Raw genomic sequence first — 16,551 nt, 5'->3', positions numbered from 1 at the left:
CCGATCCCTGGCCGATCCGCACCCGTTCCCCGGCCGATCCCGTAAGGGGCCCTGCGGGGAGATTCGCAAACCTGGTTGAATTCCGGGGAGGGACGCCTCTGTGGGGCGTGCAGAGGCCAGTTGCGGAGAGAGCATGGACGACGGGAAGCCCACCGGGCCCCAGGCGAAGTGGTGGAGCCGTCCCACGACGGGGCGGCCCGGCCGCGCCGAGCCGGAGAGCCGGGCCCTGGGCGAGGACACGCCCCCGGCCCCGCCCGGCGCGGGCGACCCCGCCGCCCCGGGCTCGGGGGCAGATCCCAGCCACCCGACGGCCTCCGCCCCCGACCACCCGGCCGCACCCGCCGACGCCGCCCCGCCCGGCGCGGGCCAGGCGTCGCACCGGCCCCGCCCGTCCGGGGCCCCGCTGCACGAGCCCGACGCCTACAGCACCCCGCCGTACGGGGACCCCGGCCCCTGGGCCCCCGCGCCGCCGGTGCAGCGGCCGACCCCGGCCCACGGCACCCCCGTGCCCCCGCAGGCAGCGGCCCCGTCGCCGCAGCACCCCTCCCCGGTGCCGCCGCCCACCGGCGTACAGGGCGGACCCGCTCCCGTACAGCCTCACCCCGCCCCCGTACAGCCGCAGTCGCAGCAACACCCCACCGCCCTACAGCAACAGCCCGCCCCCGCCCCCGTGCCCGCGCAGTGGGGGCAGTACGACCCCTGGGCGGCGCCCGGGCAGCCGTTGACGCAGCTGGGGCCGCCCGCCGGGACCGAGCCGGGGCGGCGGAAGAACCGGCGGGGTGGGGCCTTCGCCGGGGTGCTGCTGCTCACCCTGGTCGCCAGCGGCATCGGCGGCGGGGTCGGCGCCTACATCGAGCGCAACGGCGGCCTGACCACCGTCGAGCTGCCCCAGGCGAGCCGCACGACCACCGACCGGGCCCCCGAGAGCGTCGCGGGCATCGCCGCCAGCGCCCTGCCCAGCGTGGTCACCCTGCACGTCAGCGGCACCGCCGAGTCCGGCACCGGCACCGGGTTCGTCCTCGACAACCGGGGCCACATCCTCACCAACAACCACGTCGTCGCCCCGGCCGGGACCACCGGCGACATCACCGTGACGTTCAGCAGCGGCGAGACGGCCACCGCCGAGCTGGTCGGCAAGGACAGCGGCTACGACCTCGCCGTCGTCAGGGTCCGCGGGGTCTCCGGCCTCAAGCCCCTGCCGCTCGGCAACTCCGACAACGTCCAGGTGGGCGACCCGGTGGTGGCCATCGGCGCCCCCTTCGACCTCTCCAACACGGTCACCTCGGGCATCATCAGCGCCAAGCAGCGCCCCATCACCGCGGGCGGCGAGAAGGGCGACGGCAGCGACATCAGCTATGTCGACGCCCTCCAGACCGACGCCCCGATCAACCCGGGCAACTCCGGCGGCCCGCTCGTCGACACCCAGGCCCATGTCATCGGCATCAACAGCGCCATCCGCGCCGCCGACAGCGGCAAGGGCCCCGAGCGCGGCGGCCAGTCCGGTTCCATCGGCCTCGGCTTCGCGATACCGATCAACCAGGGCAAGCGCGTCGCCGAGGAGCTGATCAACACCGGCCGGGCGACCCACCCCGTGATCGGCGTCACGCTGGACATGAAGTTCACCGGCGACGGCGCCAAGGTCGGCACGAAGGGCGCCGACGACGGCCCCGCGGTCACCAAGGACGGCCCCGCCGCCAAGGCGGGCATCAGATCCGGCGACGTGATCACCGCCGTCCAGGGCCAGCGGGTGCACAGCGGGGAGGAGCTGATCGTCAAGATCCGCGCCCACCGGCCGGGCGACCGGCTGGAGCTGCGGCTCACCCGGGGTGGCGAGGAGCTGACCATCACGTTGACGCTCGGCTCGTCGAGCGGCACGTGAGCGCCATGGCGAGGTACCGCCCGGACAGGTCGGCCAGGTACCGTTGAGCGGCCCGGGCACCCCCAGCCTGCCGGGAATGTCGGTTTCAGGCGGAGAACACGCGGAGAACACGAGGAGCAGCTAGGTGTTCAATGACATAGGCGCACTGGAGCTGCTGACCATCGGTGTCCTGGCCGTGCTGGTCTTCGGCCCCGACAAGCTGCCCAAGCTCATCCAGGACCTGACGCGCACCATCCGCAAGATCCGGGAGTTCTCGGACAGCGCCAAGGAAGACATCCGTACGGAGCTGGGCCCGCAGTTCAAGGACTTCGAGTTCGAGGACCTCAACCCCAAGACGTTCGTTCGCAAGCAGCTCATGGACGGCAACGACGACTTGGGGCTGAAGGAGATCCGCGAGAGCTTCGATCTGCGCAAGGAGCTGTCCGACGTCACGGACGCGGTCAACGGGCGCACCCCGGCACCGGATTCCGCCAACAGTGCGGCCGACGGAGCAGCGGGCGCACCGGCCACCACCACCGCTCCCAGCCTCACCAAGACCAGTGACACCACCCCTGACCTGCTGAAGAAGGCCCCGCAGCAGGCGCAGCCCGAGCGTCCGCCGTTCGACGCGGACGCCACCTGACGCCAGGTCAATCCCGACTCGCCCGGACGGTATGGCTATTCTCCATCTGTCCGGTTGCGAGGACGCCCACGCCCGCGGGGGGCGGGCCGCTCCGGATCAGGACTGATCGAGGAGGCGGCCGCTCAGATGGAGACGACGAGTCGGGTGGATACGGACGGTGCCCCTGGCACGGTCACGGCGGAGGAGGTACCGGCGGCCCGGCGGCGTACCGTCGACGGCTATCTGGAGGCGCCGTTCCCCTGGTACGGCCTGGACGACGCCTTCACCGGCCCCCGCTGGCTGATGCAGGTCGGCACGGCGGCGGACGGCACCGTGCAGCACGGCTCCACCGGACACGGTGACGAGCCGTCGGTGAAGACGGACGGCTCCGCCGCCGAGAAGGAACGGTTCGCGGCCGTCATCACGGTCGCCGCGAGCCCCGTCAGACGCAGCGGTGACGGTACGGGCGTCCTGGACGCCACCACGGTCTCCTCGGCGGCCTGGCTGGCCGGCTCGGGGCTGCTGGCCTACACCTGGCCGCCGCAGATGGACCACACCCTGCGCGACGACTGGCTGGACCAGCAGACCGAGACGGCGTTCACCCTCGCCGACGACCTCGGCTCCGCGCCCTGGTCGACGCTCTCCCTGCCGGTGGACGGGGTCCCGGTGGAGTTCCACTACCGCGAGTCCGAGTTCGGCTGGGTGCTCGCCGGGTCGGCCCACGAGGGCGTGCACATCGGGGCGTACGGGCGGGGGATGAGCGCGTACGGGCTGGGGTTCTCGGTCATCAAGGACATCGAGAGCTACGCGTAGGGCCAGCGCCCGGAAACACGTGAGCGCCGTACAGGCCGGGGAGACCGGGCCCGTACGGCGCTCAGGAGCGGCAGGGCTCAGAACTTGTTGCGCGGGGTGATCCCCAGTGACATGCCCGACAGGCCGCGCTGGCGGCCGCCCAGCTTCCGCGCGATCGCCCGCAGCGCGCTGCCCGCCGGGGAGTCCGGGTCGGACAGGACCACCGGCTTGCCCTCGTCGCCGCCCTCGCGCAGCCGTACGTCGATCGGGATCGCGCCCAGCACCGGCACCTCGGCGCCGACCGTCCGGGTCAGCCCCTCCGCGACCCGCGCGCCGCCGCCCGAGCCGAAGACGTCGACCATCTCGTCGCAGTGCGGGCACGGCATGCCCGACATGTTCTCCACGACGCCGACGATCTTCTGGTGGGTCTGTACGGCGATGGAACCGGCCCGCTCCGCCACCTCGGCCGCCGCCTGCTGCGGGGTCGTGACCACCAGGATCTCCGCGTTCGGCACGAGCTGCGCCACGGAGATCGCGATGTCACCGGTGCCCGGTGGCAGGTCCAGCAGCAGGACGTCCAGGTCGCCCCAGTACACATCGGCCAGGAACTGCTGGAGCGCCCGGTGGAGCATCGGGCCGCGCCACACCACGGGCGCGTTGCCCGGGGTGAACATGCCGATGGAGATGACCTTCACGCCGTGCGAGGACGGCGGCATGATCATGTTCTCGACCTGGGTGGGCTTGCCGTCCGCGCCGAGCATCCGGGGCACGCTGTGCCCGTAGATGTCCGCGTCCACGACACCGACCTTCAGCCCGTCGGCCGCCATCGCCGCCGCCAGGTTGACCGTCACCGAGGACTTGCCGACGCCGCCCTTGCCGGAGGCGACCGCGTACACCCGGGTCAGCGAGCCGGGCTTGGCGAAGGGCACCTCGCGCTCGGCCGTGCCGCCGCGCAGCGAGCTGGCCAGGTCCTTGCGCTGCTCGTCGCTCATCACGTCGAGGGTGACCGAGACCCGGGAGACGCCCTCCACCCGGGAGACGGCCTCTTCCACGTTCCTGGTGATCGTGTCGCGCATCGGGCAGCCGGAGACCGTGAGATACACCGTGACAGCGACTGCACCGTCAGGATCGATCTCGACCGATTTCACCATGCCCAGCTCGGTGATCGGGCGGTGGATCTCCGGGTCGTTCACTGTCGCCAGTGCCTCAAGCACCGCGTCTTCCGTAGCCATACCGACGATGTTACGGCGCCGGGCCCTACGGGCGGGTAGGACCTCTGCGGTCGCCTTCGTCACTCTCGGACGTGCGCACGATCCGGCGCTCCTCCATGTCCCGCACCATGTCCTGCAGCTCCGAGCGGATCCAGTCCCGGGTGGCCACCTCGCCCAGGCCCATCCGCAGCGCCGCGATCTCCCGGCTGAGGTACTCGGTGTCGGCGATGGACCGCTCGTTCTGCTTGCGGTCCTGCTCGTGGGTGACCCGGTCGCGGTCGTCCTGCCGGTTCTGGGCCAGCAGGATCAGCGGGGCCGCGTACGACGCCTGGAGCGAGAGCATCAGGGTCAGGAAGATGAACGGGTACTCGTCCCAGCGCAGCTCCTTCGGCGCCCAGACGTTCCACGCCACCCAGACGATGATGATCAGCGTCATCCAGACGATGAACCGTCCGGTCCCCAGGAACCGCGCGATCCGCTCCGAGAACCGGCCGAACGCCTCCGGGTCGTACTCCGGCAGCAGCTTCAGCCCCGGCGCCTTCGGCTGGTCGAGCCGGGTGCGCGGCGGCCGCATCAGCCCCGACGCGCCCGTCGACGCGGCCTTCGACCGCTCCTCACCGGCCATGGCGGATGCCCCCCTCACCGTGGAAGTCGGTCTCGCGCCAGTCCTCGGGCAGCAGGTGGTCCAGCACGTCGTCCACCGTCACCGCGCCCAGCAGGGAGCCGCTCTCGTCCACCACGGGCGCCGAGACCAGGTTGTACGCGGCCAGATAGCTGGTCACGGTCGGCAGCGGGGTGTCCGGGGGCAGCGGCACCAGATCGCTGTCGACGATTGAGCTGACCAGGGTGAACGGCGGATCGCGCAGCAGCCGCTGGAAGTGCACGGTGCCCAGGTACTTCCCGGTCGGCGTCTCGTCGGGGGAGCGGCACACGTACACCTGGGCGGCGAGCGCCGGGGACAGGTCCTGCTGCCGGACCCGGGCGAGCGCGTCGGCCACGGTGGCGTCCGGCCGCAGCACGATCGGCTCGGTCGTCATCAGACCGCCCGCCGTCCGCTCCTCGTACGACATCAGACGCCGTACGTCGGCGGCGTCGTCCGGCCGCATCAGGGTGAGCAGCCGCTCCTTGTCCTCCTCGGGCAGCTCCGAGAGCAGGTCGGCCGCGTCGTCCGGGTCCATCGCCTCCAGGACGTCGGCGGCCCGCTCCTCCTTGAGCTTGCCCAGGATCTCCACCTGGTCGTCCTCGGGCAGCTCCTCCAGGACGTCGGCCAGCCGGTCGTCGTCGAGCGCGGCGGCCACCTCCACTCGGCGCTTGGGGGAGAGGTGGTGCAGGGCGTTGGCCACATCGGCCGGACGCAGCCGCTCGAACGTGGCGACCAGGTTCTCCGCGCCCTGCCCGTGCTCCTCCAGCGAGAAGCCGCTCACCGCAGACCACTCCACCGTCAGCGTCTCGCCCTTGCGGCGCAGCGCCCCGCCGCGCCCCTTGCGGACGAAGTACTTGTCGATCTCCCAGTCCCGGCGGGCGGGCAACTGCTGGATCGCCACGTCCAGGACGGTGACCTCCTCCTCGGTCTCCACCAGCCGCACCCGGCGGTCGAGGAACTCGCCGAGGACGAGCCGTTCGGTGGGCCGCTGCTCGAAGCGGCGCATGTTGACCACGCCGGTGGTGATGACCTGGCCCGACTCCACGCCCGTCACCCGGGTCATCGGCAGGAAGATCCGCCGCCGGCTGATCACCTCCACTACCAGCCCCAGGATGCGCGGCGGCCGCGGTCCGACACGCAACATCGCCACCAGGTCGCGGACCCGGCCGACCTGGTCCCCGTTCGGGTCGAACACGGGCACCCCCGCGAGGTGCGAGACGAAGACCCTGGGGGCCCCTGCCGCCATGCTCCGCCTCCTTGTCGCTCGCGTCGTGCCGGTCCGGCCGGCACGGTTGCGGACCGGTGCGTTCCGCCGTACGCGCAAGCCGTACGCCATGATCAGGCTAGCCGCTGCCGTCGTGGAGCGCCCCGGCGGACCCGTCCGTACGACTGGCTGCCGGACGGTGCCCGGAGCCCGGGTACGCTGCGCTCTGCCCCCGATCGCCGTTGAGAGGCAGTACGCCCGTGACCTCTTTTGCCCCGGCCGTCCGGAATCATCGCCGGACCGCGCTCGCCGTCGTTCTCTGCGGTGGGCTCGTCGCGGCTCTCACCGCCTGCGCGGGCGAGGACCCGGACAAGGGGACCAACGGGATCGGCAGACTCCCGGCGGAGCAGATCGACACGAAGGCCAGAGCGGCGGCCGACAGCGCGGACGGCGTACGGCTGGCGGGCACCCTGGTCACCAAGGGCGGCACCTATGTGCTGAACATGAAGCTCAGCGACAAGGGCGGCACGGGATCGGTCTCCTCCAAGAAGCGGAGCTTCGTCCTGCTGCGCGTCGAGGACGAGCTCTTCATCAAGGCCGACGCCGACTTCTGGATCCACGAGGAGGGCGGCAAGGCGAGCCGCTCCGACCAGGAGGCCGCCGAGAAGCTGGGCGGCAAGTACGTCAAGGTCCCCGAGGGCGACCCCAGCTACGGCCAGCTGCGCGGCTTCACCGACAAGAAGGTCCTGCTGGACGGCCTGCTGACGCTGCACGGCACCCTGAACAAGGGGGCCAGGGACACCGTCACCGGCCACCGCACCATCCAGCTCCTGGGCGGCAAGGGCGAGGGCGGGGCGCTCGACGTCTCCCTGGAGGGCAAGCCGTACCCGGTACGGGTGGCGCGCGGCGGCGGCGGGGGCACCGTCACCCTGGCCGACTGGGGGCGCCCCTTCCCCCTGGAGGCCCCGAAGGACGACGACACCGTGGACTACGGCGGCCAGCTCCCCAAGTCCTCCGGCTGACGCACACCTCCGCAGGCGTCAGCCCTTCCGGCGCCGCTTCAGCAGCAGCCGGGGGAGCGCGGCCGGTACGGGCCGCCGGGTGGTGGCCCCGGTCGGCAGCGGGGCGGCGGCCAGCGAGGTGTCCGGCAGCGCGGTGTCGACCGACTCGGGCGTGAGGCGCACCACCGTGCACTCCTTGGCCCACCGCTCCGTCATCACCTCGGCGTCCGGCGCGTTCAGCCGCTTGCCCTTCAGCTCGGCCACGGCCGCCTCCCACTCCTCGGAGTGCGGCGCCAGCACCCGTACGTCCGCGGTCCAGGCGACGATCCGGCCGCCCTTGTCCTTGCTGCGTACGGTCACCTCGGCGCTGCCCCCGTCGGTGAGCCCGGCGGGCAGCGGCTGCTCGCCGGGGCCGTCCCCGACGAGGTGGGCCGCGCCCTCGTGCCAGACGTGCCAGACGGCCCGGGCGGGCCCGGTGGAGCGCACCCAGACGAGGCCGGACTTCTTGGTGGCCTCCTCGACGAGGGCCTTCTCCAGCAGCGCGTCGGCAGCATCAGTCATGGCCGGGAGCTTAGGCCCTTCCGTCCGTCCCCCGGTGGTCACAGCCAGCCGTTGCGCTTCAGGATGCGGTGGATGGAGAAGCAGACCGCGCCGATGAGCCCGAGCACCAGCGGGTAGCCGTACTTCCACTCCAGCTCCGGCATGTAGTCGAAGTTCATGCCGTAGACCCCGCAGATCGCCGTGGGCACGGCGATGATCGCCGCCCAGGAGGTGATCTTGCGCATGTCCTCGTTCTGGGCGACGGTCGCCTGCGCCAGATTGGCCTGGAGGATCGAGTTCAGCAGCTCGTCGAAGCCGATGACCTCCTCCTGGACCCGGGCGAGGTGGTCGGCCACGTCCCGGAAGTACTTCTGGATGTCCGGGTCGATCAGCCGCATCGGCCGCTCGCTCAGCAGCTGCATCGGCCGCAGCAGCGGCGACACGGCCCGCTTGAACTCCAGCACCTCCCGCTTGAGCTGGTAGATCCGCCCCGCGTCCGAACCGCGCCGGCCGCCCTTGGCCGGGGTGGAGAAGACATCGATCTCCACCTCGTCGATGTCGTCCTGCACCGCCTCCGCCACCGCGATGTACCCGTCGACGACATGGTCGGCCACCGCGTGCAGCACGGCGGAGGGGCCCTTGGCCAGCAGCTCCGGGTCCTCCTGGAGACGGTGGCGCAGGCCGCGCAGGGAGCCCTGGCCGCCGTGCCGGACGGTGATGACGAAGTCCCGGCCGGTGAAGCACATCACCTCACCGGTCTCCACGACCTCGCTGGTCGCGGTCAGTTCGGCGTGCTCCACGTAGTGGATGGTCTTGAAGACGGTGAACAGCGTGTCGTCGTACCGCTCCAGCTTGGGCCGCTGGTGGGCGTGGACGGCGTCCTCCACGGCGAGCGGGTGGAGCCCGAACTCCCGGGCGATGCCAGCGAATTCCTCCTCCGTCGGCTCGTGCAGCCCGATCCAGGCGAAGCCGCCCTTCTCCCGCACCTCGAGCATCGCCTCGTGCGGGGTCGGGGTCGTGGGCCCCTCCAGGCGGCGGCCGTCGCGGTAGACCGCGCAGTCGACGACGGCCGTGGAGGCGGAGGGGTCGCGAGTGGTGTCGTAGGCGCTGTAGGGGGTGGTGTTCTTGCGGAAGGACGGACGCAGGGACGGGCGCACGGCGGCGCGCAGGTCACGGATCATCGACATGGCTGGCTCCTTCACGGAGGGCCGTCGGCGAGGGCGTGGAACAGCCCGGAATGGGGACGTGCGCTCACGTCCGCAAAGCGGGCTCCACCGCGCGGGCGCGATGACGGCGTTCGCAACAGACAGGCAGAGAAAGAGATACGGAAGTGTCTTCCGCGCGGCGAACGAAGCGACCGCTGAGAACGGGGCGCCGGGAAAGCCCGACGGAGCGTCAGTTCAACGGATGACTGAACAGAGGGTTCAGCGGGAAAGGCGATGCGCGGAAGGGTGATCGGTACTGCACGGTCGACTTGGATCCATAGCAGTCCCCACCTCCTCCGGCCGGTCCCCCGTGGGGGACGACGTGTCGTCGGGACTGAGGGAGCGACGCTTCTGCGTGCTGTCCCGACCGGCGGCCAGGCTATCAGCCGTCCCGGGCGAATCCCTTACTTTGCCCACTGTGCGCGCACTCTATGCTCGCCGGATGGCAGAAATTCTCGCTCTGGTCGAAGCCCGGCTCCGCTCGGCCCTCGGGGAGCCGGACGCCCGCGCCGATGTGACGTTCCTCGGCACGGACCGTATCGAGGTGCTCCGCTTCCTCGACGGCGACGTGGTGCGCTACGCCACGCTCGGCATGTCCGGGCAGCCCATGGCCGACCCCACCTCGCCGCTGGCCGACCCGGTGAAGGGCCCGCGCGCCGAGTTGGTCCTCTCCGTACGGGCCGGGCTCGCCGCCACCGACCAGGTGCTGCGCCCCCTCGCCGTGCTGGCCGCCTCCCCGCAGGTGGAGGGGCTGGTCGTGGCCCCGGGCGCCTCGCTGGACCTGGGGGATCCGCTCTGGCCCGGCGCCCCGTTCACCTCGGTGCTGGTGGCGGAGTCCGGGGGGCTGGTGGAGGACCTGGAGCTGGACGAGCCGATGGACCCGGTCCGCTTCCTGCCGCTGCTGCCGATGACCCCCAACGAGGCCGCCTGGAAGCGGGTGCGCGGGGCGCAGGAGCTCCAGGAACGGTGGCTCACGCACGGAACGGACCTGCGTGATCCGCTCCGTACCTCAGTACCGCTGGACTGACCGGCGTACGGAGGAGCGGCGGCCGCTCTCCCGGGACGGCAGCCACGCTGCGGAAGGGTGATCGTCCTTGACGCGGCGACCGGCGGGGAGGACCGTGGGGCTCTATGAGGGGCGAACCCAGTTGCCCGAAGTGCGGTGGCCGGGTCAGGGCGCCCGGTCTCTTCGCCGACGCCTGGCAGTGCTCCGCGCACGGCCAGGTGCACCCGATGCAGCCGGTCGTCCCGCCGAGCGTCGAGGCACTCGGCGTGGTGGTGCACCGCTCGCAGGTGCCCGTCTGGATGCCGTGGCCGCTCCCCGTGGGCTGGCTGTTCACCGGGGTGGCGAGCGCGGGTGACGACCGCAGCGGCGGCCGCGCGACCGTCGTCGCCTGCTCGGGCCCCGGACCGCTGGGGGGCATGGGCGAGATGCTGCTCGTCGCCGAGGAGCTGGGGGTCGGGCTCGGTGCCCGGTACGCGGGGATCGACGGCCCCGACCCCGGCAACCTGCTGAACGTCGACGGGGCCCCCGACGCCAAGGTCCACGCCGCCGGCCGCCCCACCCCGCTCTGGCACGTCCGGAACGCCCCCGAGGACCGGGCGGTCTTCGCGGGCGAGGCGCGCGGCCTCTGGCTCTGGGCGATCCTGTGGCCCGAGCAGTCGGGGCTGCTGCTCTACGACGAGCTGGTGCTGACGGACCTGCGGGATGCCGGGGGAGAGGTCGACCTCGTCCCCTGCGGCGCGCTGACCCCGCGCCTCCTGGCCGCGCCGGAGTCCCCGCCCCGGCAGGGGAACGGGGAGCGGTAGGTCACACGGGGGCCGGGGCGTACGCGGCCGGGGGCCTGACGTGCGGCGGTTATCCTTGAGCGGTCCCCCGTCCGCCCGCGAGCCCTGGAGTCAGCCGTCGTGCGCATCGACCTGCACACCCACTCCACCGCTTCGGACGGTACGGACACCCCCGCCGAGCTGGTCGCCAACGCCGCCGCCGCGGGGCTGGACGTCGTCGCGCTCACCGACCACGACACCGTCGGCGGCCACCAGCAGGCCATCGACGCGCTGCCCGAGGGGCTCACCCTGGTCACCGGCGCCGAGCTGTCCTGTCGGCTCAACGGGGTGGGCCTGCACATGCTGGCGTATCTCTTCGACCCCGCCGACCCCGAGCTGGAGCGCGAACGCGAGCTGGTCCGCGACGACCGGGTGCCCCGCGCCCAGGAGATGGTCCGCAAGCTCCGCGCCCTCGACGTGCCCATCACCTGGGAGCAGGTCGCCCGGATCGCCGGGGACGGCTCGGTCGGCCGCCCGCACGTGGCCGCCGCTCTCGTCGAGCTGGGCGTCGTGGACACGGTCTCCGACGCCTTCACGCCCGAGTGGCTGGGCAACGGCGGCCGGGCCTACGCCGAGAAGCACGAGCTGGACCCCTTCGAGGCGATCCGGCTGGTCAAGGCGGCGGGCGGTGTCACCGTCTTCGCCCACCCGGCGGCCGCCAAGCGCGGTGAAGTGGTCCCCGAGGCCGAGCTGGCCGCGCTCGCCGCTGCGGGCCTCGACGGCATCGAGGTCGACCACATGGACCACGACGAGCCCACCCGGGCCCGGCTGCGCGGTCTCGCCCGGGAGCTGGGGCTCCTGACCACCGGCTCCAGCGACTACCACGGCAGCCGAAAGACCGTCCGGCTCGGTGAGTACACCACCGACCCGGAGATCTACGGCGAGATCACCCGGCGCGCCACGGGAGCCTTCCCGGTGCCGGGCGCGGGCGGAGCAGGCCGCCGCTAGGGCCCCACGGGCCCGCCCCTTCCCGTACCGCACCACGTTCCACTCCCGCGCGCCCTTCCCCTCCGCCGTCGTGCGCCGACGGCGGACCGGACAGGCCCGCGCACCTCCGTACCACCCGCTCATCTCTCGCAAGGCTCACTGTGTTCGACGTCGCTGTCTTCGGATCCCTTTTTCTCACCCTTTTTGTGATTATGGATCCGCCCGGAGTCACTCCGATCTTCCTGGCCCTCACCGCGGGCCGCCCCGCCAAGGTGCAGCGCAGGATGGCGCTCCAGGCGGTGGCGGTCGCCTTCGGCGTGATCGCCGTCTTCGGTCTGCTGGGCCAGCAGATCCTGGACTATCTGCATGTCTCCGTACCCGCCCTGATGATCGCGGGCGGACTTCTGCTGCTGCTCATCGCGCTGGACCTGCTGACCGGCAAGACGGAGCAGCCGACGCAGACCAAGGACGTCAACGTGGCGCTCGTACCGCTGGGCATGCCGCTGCTGGCCGGTCCCGGTGCGATCGTCTCGGTCATCCTGGCCGTGCAGCACGCCGACGGGTTCGGCGGCCAGCTCTCCGTCTGGTCCGCGATCGTGGCCATGCACGTGGTGCTCTGGCTGGCGATGCGCTACTCGCTGGTGATCATCCGGATCATCAAGGACGGCGGGGTGGTCCTGGTGACCCGGCTCGCCGGGATGATGCTCTCGGCCATCGCCGTACAGCAGATCATCAACGGTGTCACCCAGGTCATCCAGACCTCCTGAGGCCGTCCCCGCACACCACAGCGCCCCCGCGCGGCCTTCCGTGCGGGGGCGCTGCTCTGCCTTCGGTGGTGCGTGGGGCGTTACGAAGCCGCGCTTCCGGCCGGCCGGATGTAGACGCGCTGACCCGTGGCCGCGGCCTGCCGCACGATCCGGTCGACGGAGGCGGCGTCCACGACGGTGCTGTCCACGGCGGTACCGTCGACGTCGTCGAGTCGCATGATCTCGAAGCGCACAGGGCTTCCCTTCGTCTCGTCGGTTCCTTGCATGTGGCAACGGCTTGCCTGGTACAAACATTCCCTACGCTAAGGAAATTTTTTGGATGTCTAAGTACCCGGCGGATATCGCGGAGCGTCTGGACCGCACCAACGAACTGCTCCAGCGCATGCTCATGGAGGTCGCCAAGACCCCCTCCACCCACGCCATCTTCGTGGACGCGGGGTATGTGTACGCCGCGGCCGGGCTGCTCGTCACCGGCACCGAGGACCGCCGCTCCTTCGACCTGGATGCGGAGGGGCTGATCGAGGCCTTCATCGACCGGGCCCGCACGATCTTCGCGGACAGCAGGCTGCTGCGCGTCTACTGGTACGACGGGGCCAGACGCCGCATCCACACCACCGAGCAGCAGGCCATCGCGGAACTGCCGGACGTCAAGGTGCGGCTCGGCAACCTCAACGCCAACAACCAGCAGAAGGGCGTCGACTCCCTCATCCGCACCGACCTCGAATCGCTCGCCCGGCACCGCGCCATCAGCGATGCGGCCCTCATCGGCGGCGACGAGGACCTGGTCTCGGCGGTCGAGGCCGCCCAGGGGTACGGTGCCCGCGTCCACCTCTGGGGCATCGAGGCCGCCGAAGGCCGTAACCAGGCCGAACCGCTGCTCTGGGAAGTCGACAGCCAGCGCACCTTCGACCTCGACTTCTGCCGCCCGTACGTCACCCGGCGCCCGGTCACCACGTACGAGGACGACACCCCGGCCCCCTCACGGGAGGACGTCCGCTTCGTCGGCGCCCAGATCGCCACCGCCTGGCTCGCCGCCCGCGGCCGTGAATCCCTCGTCGACCTGCTGCCCGGTCACCCCTACCTCCCGGGCTCCGTCGACCAGGACCTGCTGGTCGAGGCCGAACGCCTCCTCCAGCACTCCCTGCGCGGCCACGCCCACCTGCGCCGGGCCCTGCGCGACGGCTTCTGGCAGCACCTGCAGGCGCAGTTCTGACCCTTAGGGTGTGTCCGGTCCTGATCCGCCGGACACGCCCTAGATGTGTTGTCCCGGGACGTTGGTGACACGCGTGCTGGGTTCTTGAAATGGGTGAGGGCCTCCGGGTTCGGTGTGGATTGCGACATCTCCACCGAGATCAGGAGGCCCTCGTGGTACACCGTAATGCCCCGCTGACCGAGACCGGGAGACTCCGTCTGGCCCGCTGCGTCGTCGAGGACGGATGGCCCGTACGGCGGGTGGCCGAGCGTTTCCAGGTCAGCCACACCACCGCCGCCCGCTGGGCCCGCCGCTACCGGCAGCTCGGCGTCACCGGAATGAGCGACCGCTCCAGCCGCCCGCACCGCCAGCCCCGCAGGACCGCGGCCACCGTCGAGGAGCAGGTTCTCCGGCTGCGGCGCGAGCACCGGATCGGACCGCTGCGACTGGCCGTCCGATGCGGCGTTGCCGCCTCGACCGCCCACCGGATCCTGGTCCGGCACGGCCTGCCGCCACTGGCCGCCCTGGACCGGGCCACCGGCGAGCCCGTCCGCCGCTACGAACGCGCCCGACCCGGCGAACTGGTCCACATCGACGTCAAGAAGCTGGGCCGCATCCCCGACGGCGGCGGCCACAAGACCCTCGGCCGGGCCGAGGGCCACCGCAGCCGGACCGACGGCGCCGGCTGGGCCTACCTGCACACCGCCCTCGACGACCACAGCCGCATCGCCTGCACCGAGGACCTGCCCGACGAGACCGCCCCGACCTGCGCAGGCTTTCTCGTCCGGGCCACGGCCTACTTCGCGTCCCTGGGCATCCGCATCGAACGGGTCCTGACCGACAACGCCTGGGCCTACAGCAAGAACACCTGGCGCCACACCTGCCGAGACCTGGACATCCAGCCCCGCTGGACCAGGCCCTGGCGGCCCCGGACCAACGGAAAGGTCGAACGCTTCCACCGCACCCTGCTCGACGAATGGGCCTACCAGAAGCCCTACACCTCAGACCGGGACCGGATGGAAGCATTCACCCGCTGGCTCCACTGGTACAACTACCACCGACCCCACACCGCAATCGGCGGCCACACACCCGCCAGCCGCGGCACCAACCTGTCCGAACCACACACCTAGAGCGTGTCTCCTTGATGGGGCCTACGGACGCCACTCCTGGCGGTAGTCGGGGTGCTCGGCGTACGACTGCGCCAGCATGTTGAGCGCGTACGCGAGACCTGCGTGGCGTGCATCCGCCGGATCCATTGCTTCGTATTGCCTGGCCAGCATGTCGACCAGGTCGAGCATCGGCAGGTGGCTGTCGAGGAGGGCGTCGCCGCCGAAGCGGTGGGCCACCTCGGCATAGGCGTGGTTGTCCGCCATGTTGCGGTCCCGAAGGAACCTGACGAGGTCGTCCATGAGGTCATCCTCGCGCACGGGCAGCGGCGTGGGGCGGCATTTCCGTCCCGGCCGGCCCGCCTGCTGAGTCAGGTCATCTTCGTGCCCAGATGAGGATGGCGGCGAGGTGGAGTGCGGCCTGGTAGGCGATGGCGAGCTTGTCGGTTCGCATGGCCAGCCCGCGCCACTGCTTGAACCGGTTGATGCACCGCTCGACCGCGTTGCGCTGCTTGTATGCTTCGGCGTCGAAAGCGGGTGGGCGGCCACCGGCGCTGCCTCGTCGCAGGCGGTGGCCCACCTGGTCGGACGGCTGGGGAATGACGGCGCGGATCCCGCGCCGGCGGAGATGGCTTCGGATCGCGCGGGATGAATACGCGCGGTCCGCCAGGACTGCATCTGGTCGGGTCTTCGGTCTTCCGGGTCCGCTTCGCGGAACACGGATGCCCGCCATGACGGCCTCGAAGGCCGGGGCGTCGCCTGCTTGGCCTGCGGTGACGCGGAGGACAAGGGGTCGTGCATGACTGTCGCTGACTAGGTGGACTTTCGTACTCAGGCCGCCGCGAGAACGACCGAGCGCGTGGTCGTCTGGCTCAGCCCGATCCGGAACCCCTTTTTCCTGGCTCCGGCGGCGTGCTGGTGGGCCCGGCAGACCGTGGAGTCCACCGACACGGTCCAGCCGATGTCGTCACCGGCCTCGGCCACTTCCAAAAGCGCCGCGAGAATCCGTTCCCAGGTGCCGTCCACGGCCCACCTGAGCAGCCTCTTGTGAGCGGTCTGGAACGAGCCGAGTTCGTCCGGCAGGGCCCGCCAGGGCGAGCAGGTGCGGTACTTCCACGCGATGGCCTCAAGGGTGCGGCGGTGGTCGGCCCACCGCCGCCCGCGGACCGGATCGGCCGGCATCAGCGGCTCGATCCGGTCCCACATCGCATCAGTGATCACTAACCGGACAGACACATCCGATCAACTGATCAACCCATCAAAGAGGCACGCTCTAGACGTGATCGACGAGACGATGCCTAGTACCGGAAGCTGTAGTACGGGGTCCAGCTTGTGGTGTAGGCGCCGGGGCCGAACTCCGCCTTGGCGCCGGAGCATCCGAACTCGGTGTACACGGTGAGCCATTCCCCTGTGTTGTTGTGGGGCCTGTAAGCGACCGTGTTGCCACCGAAGTTGCTGCACGTGCCGCTCGGCGGGTTTCTCCAGGTCCACTGTTGGCCCTGGGCTCCCTGCCAGGTCAGAGTGCCGGTGGCGGCCTGGGCGTTGGTGGACAAGCCGACAACCAGCATGGTCGAGGCCGCCACGGGCGCGGTGACCGAGCAGGTCTTTTTGACCCACTTCCCGAAAGCCATAAGAGTCCTCTGTTCGCACGGTTCC

At 71.2% G+C, this 16,551-nt stretch carries 19 protein-coding genes; 10 read left to right on the top strand and 9 right to left on the bottom strand.

Annotated elements, in window-relative coordinates; translation table 11 throughout:
* Positions 1 to 133 precede the first annotated feature (133 nt).
* The 3 genes from DJ476_RS10480 to DJ476_RS10470 all read left to right on the top strand — a co-directional run bounded on the left by DJ476_RS10480 (position 134) and on the right by DJ476_RS10470 (position 3,293).
* Positions 134 to 1,879 carry a trypsin-like peptidase domain-containing protein gene (locus DJ476_RS10480; RefSeq protein ID WP_112490368.1) on the top strand — a complete coding sequence of 582 codons (1,746 nt, stop codon included), beginning with the start codon at positions 134 to 136 and terminating at the stop codon, positions 1,877 to 1,879.
* 124 nt (positions 1,880 to 2,003) lie between these two features.
* Positions 2,004 to 2,501, top strand: coding sequence for a sec-independent translocase (locus DJ476_RS10475; protein ID WP_103421862.1), 498 nt, complete (start codon positions 2,004 to 2,006; stop codon positions 2,499 to 2,501).
* A gap of 126 nt (positions 2,502 to 2,627) precedes the next feature.
* Entirely contained in the window at positions 2,628 to 3,293 is a 666-nt protein-coding gene (locus DJ476_RS10470) for a hypothetical protein (RefSeq protein WP_103421861.1), read from the top strand.
* Positions 3,294 to 3,370: 77 nt separating this feature from the next.
* On the opposite strand, the gene DJ476_RS10465 is transcribed toward DJ476_RS10470, so the two are convergent.
* Genes DJ476_RS10465 through DJ476_RS10455 form a run of 3 tightly spaced genes read right to left on the bottom strand, consistent with a single transcriptional unit; the run spans position 3,371 to position 6,372 of the window.
* Positions 3,371 to 4,504 carry an Mrp/NBP35 family ATP-binding protein gene (locus tag DJ476_RS10465; RefSeq protein WP_053559505.1) on the bottom strand — a complete coding sequence of 378 codons (1,134 nt, stop codon included), beginning with the start codon at positions 4,502 to 4,504 and terminating at the stop codon, positions 3,371 to 3,373.
* Positions 4,505 to 4,529: 25 nt separating this feature from the next.
* Complete coding sequence (locus DJ476_RS10460; protein ID WP_103421860.1) at positions 4,530 to 5,108, bottom strand: DUF1003 domain-containing protein; 579 nt, start codon at positions 5,106 to 5,108, stop codon at positions 4,530 to 4,532.
* Positions 5,098 to 6,372, bottom strand: a complete 1,275-nt coding sequence (locus DJ476_RS10455) for a magnesium transporter MgtE N-terminal domain-containing protein (RefSeq protein WP_028416242.1) — start codon at positions 6,370 to 6,372, stop codon at positions 5,098 to 5,100. The genes DJ476_RS10460 and DJ476_RS10455 overlap by 11 nt, the downstream gene beginning before the upstream one ends.
* Positions 6,373 to 6,590: 218 nt before the next feature.
* Here DJ476_RS10455 and DJ476_RS10450 point away from each other — a divergent pair, with 218 nt between their 5' ends.
* Positions 6,591 to 7,352 carry a hypothetical protein gene (locus tag DJ476_RS10450; RefSeq protein WP_112490367.1) on the top strand — a complete coding sequence of 254 codons (762 nt, stop codon included), beginning with the start codon at positions 6,591 to 6,593 and terminating at the stop codon, positions 7,350 to 7,352.
* An 18-nt stretch (positions 7,353 to 7,370) separates the two neighbouring features.
* On the opposite strand, the gene DJ476_RS10445 is transcribed toward DJ476_RS10450, so the two are convergent.
* The gene (locus DJ476_RS10445) at positions 7,371 to 7,892 is read right to left on the bottom strand and encodes a hypothetical protein (RefSeq protein WP_112490366.1); all 522 of its coding nucleotides are present in this window, start codon (positions 7,890 to 7,892) and stop codon (positions 7,371 to 7,373) included.
* Positions 7,893 to 7,930: 38 nt separating this feature from the next.
* Positions 7,931 to 9,058, bottom strand: a complete 1,128-nt coding sequence (locus DJ476_RS10440) for a magnesium and cobalt transport protein CorA (RefSeq protein WP_103421857.1) — start codon at positions 9,056 to 9,058, stop codon at positions 7,931 to 7,933.
* A 460-nt stretch (positions 9,059 to 9,518) separates the two neighbouring features.
* Here DJ476_RS10440 and DJ476_RS10435 point away from each other — a divergent pair, with 460 nt between their 5' ends.
* The 4 genes from DJ476_RS10435 (at position 9,519) to DJ476_RS10420 (ending at position 12,597) form a co-directional block, all read left to right on the top strand.
* Entirely contained in the window at positions 9,519 to 10,103 is a 585-nt protein-coding gene (locus DJ476_RS10435) for a suppressor of fused domain protein (RefSeq protein ID WP_103421856.1), read from the top strand.
* Between the two features lie 104 nt (positions 10,104 to 10,207).
* The gene (locus tag DJ476_RS10430; protein ID WP_079167717.1) at positions 10,208 to 10,885 is read left to right on the top strand and encodes a DUF6758 family protein; all 678 of its coding nucleotides are present in this window, start codon (positions 10,208 to 10,210) and stop codon (positions 10,883 to 10,885) included.
* 99 nt (positions 10,886 to 10,984) lie between these two features.
* Positions 10,985 to 11,851 (top strand): PHP domain-containing protein, encoded by an 867-nt coding sequence (locus DJ476_RS10425; protein ID WP_103421855.1) that lies wholly within the window; start codon positions 10,985 to 10,987, stop codon positions 11,849 to 11,851.
* A gap of 140 nt (positions 11,852 to 11,991) precedes the next feature.
* Positions 11,992 to 12,597 carry a MarC family protein gene (locus DJ476_RS10420; RefSeq protein ID WP_029395441.1) on the top strand — a complete coding sequence of 202 codons (606 nt, stop codon included), beginning with the start codon at positions 11,992 to 11,994 and terminating at the stop codon, positions 12,595 to 12,597.
* Between the two features lie 80 nt (positions 12,598 to 12,677).
* On the opposite strand, the gene DJ476_RS34865 is transcribed toward DJ476_RS10420, so the two are convergent.
* Entirely contained in the window at positions 12,678 to 12,830 is a 153-nt protein-coding gene (locus DJ476_RS34865) for a hypothetical protein (protein WP_164837764.1), read from the bottom strand.
* A gap of 86 nt (positions 12,831 to 12,916) precedes the next feature.
* Between DJ476_RS34865 and DJ476_RS10415 the strand changes: the two genes are divergently transcribed.
* Positions 12,917 to 13,810, top strand: a complete 894-nt coding sequence (locus tag DJ476_RS10415) for an NYN domain-containing protein (RefSeq protein ID WP_070205075.1) — start codon at positions 12,917 to 12,919, stop codon at positions 13,808 to 13,810.
* 152 nt (positions 13,811 to 13,962) lie between these two features.
* Positions 13,963 to 14,919 (top strand): IS481 family transposase, encoded by a 957-nt coding sequence (locus DJ476_RS10410; RefSeq protein ID WP_162638663.1) that lies wholly within the window; start codon positions 13,963 to 13,965, stop codon positions 14,917 to 14,919.
* A gap of 21 nt (positions 14,920 to 14,940) precedes the next feature.
* On the opposite strand, the gene DJ476_RS10405 is transcribed toward DJ476_RS10410, so the two are convergent.
* The 3 genes from DJ476_RS10405 to DJ476_RS10395 form a co-directional block, all read right to left on the bottom strand.
* Complete coding sequence (locus tag DJ476_RS10405) at positions 14,941 to 15,198, bottom strand: DUF6221 family protein (protein WP_162638546.1); 258 nt, start codon at positions 15,196 to 15,198, stop codon at positions 14,941 to 14,943.
* Positions 15,199 to 15,271: 73 nt separating this feature from the next.
* Positions 15,272 to 16,101 (bottom strand): IS5 family transposase gene (locus tag DJ476_RS10400; RefSeq protein WP_404827588.1). Its coding sequence is split into 2 segments (ribosomal slippage): positions 15,272 to 15,783 and positions 15,783 to 16,101, totalling 831 coding nucleotides; the frame shifts between segments, so codons are not numbered across the junction.
* 92 nt (positions 16,102 to 16,193) lie between these two features.
* Positions 16,194 to 16,526: a hypothetical protein gene (locus tag DJ476_RS10395; RefSeq protein ID WP_103421853.1), complete on the bottom strand. Its 333-nt coding sequence runs from the start codon at positions 16,524 to 16,526 to the stop codon at positions 16,194 to 16,196.
* Between the last annotated feature and the right edge of the window lie 25 nt (positions 16,527 to 16,551).

The sequence above is a fragment of the Streptomyces bacillaris genome, assembly GCF_003268675.1.
In the GTDB taxonomy this organism is placed as follows: domain Bacteria; phylum Actinomycetota; class Actinomycetes; order Streptomycetales; family Streptomycetaceae; genus Streptomyces; species Streptomyces bacillaris.
Note: the sequence above shows the minus strand (reverse complement) of the source record. Positions and strands in the feature narration are given on the sequence as shown.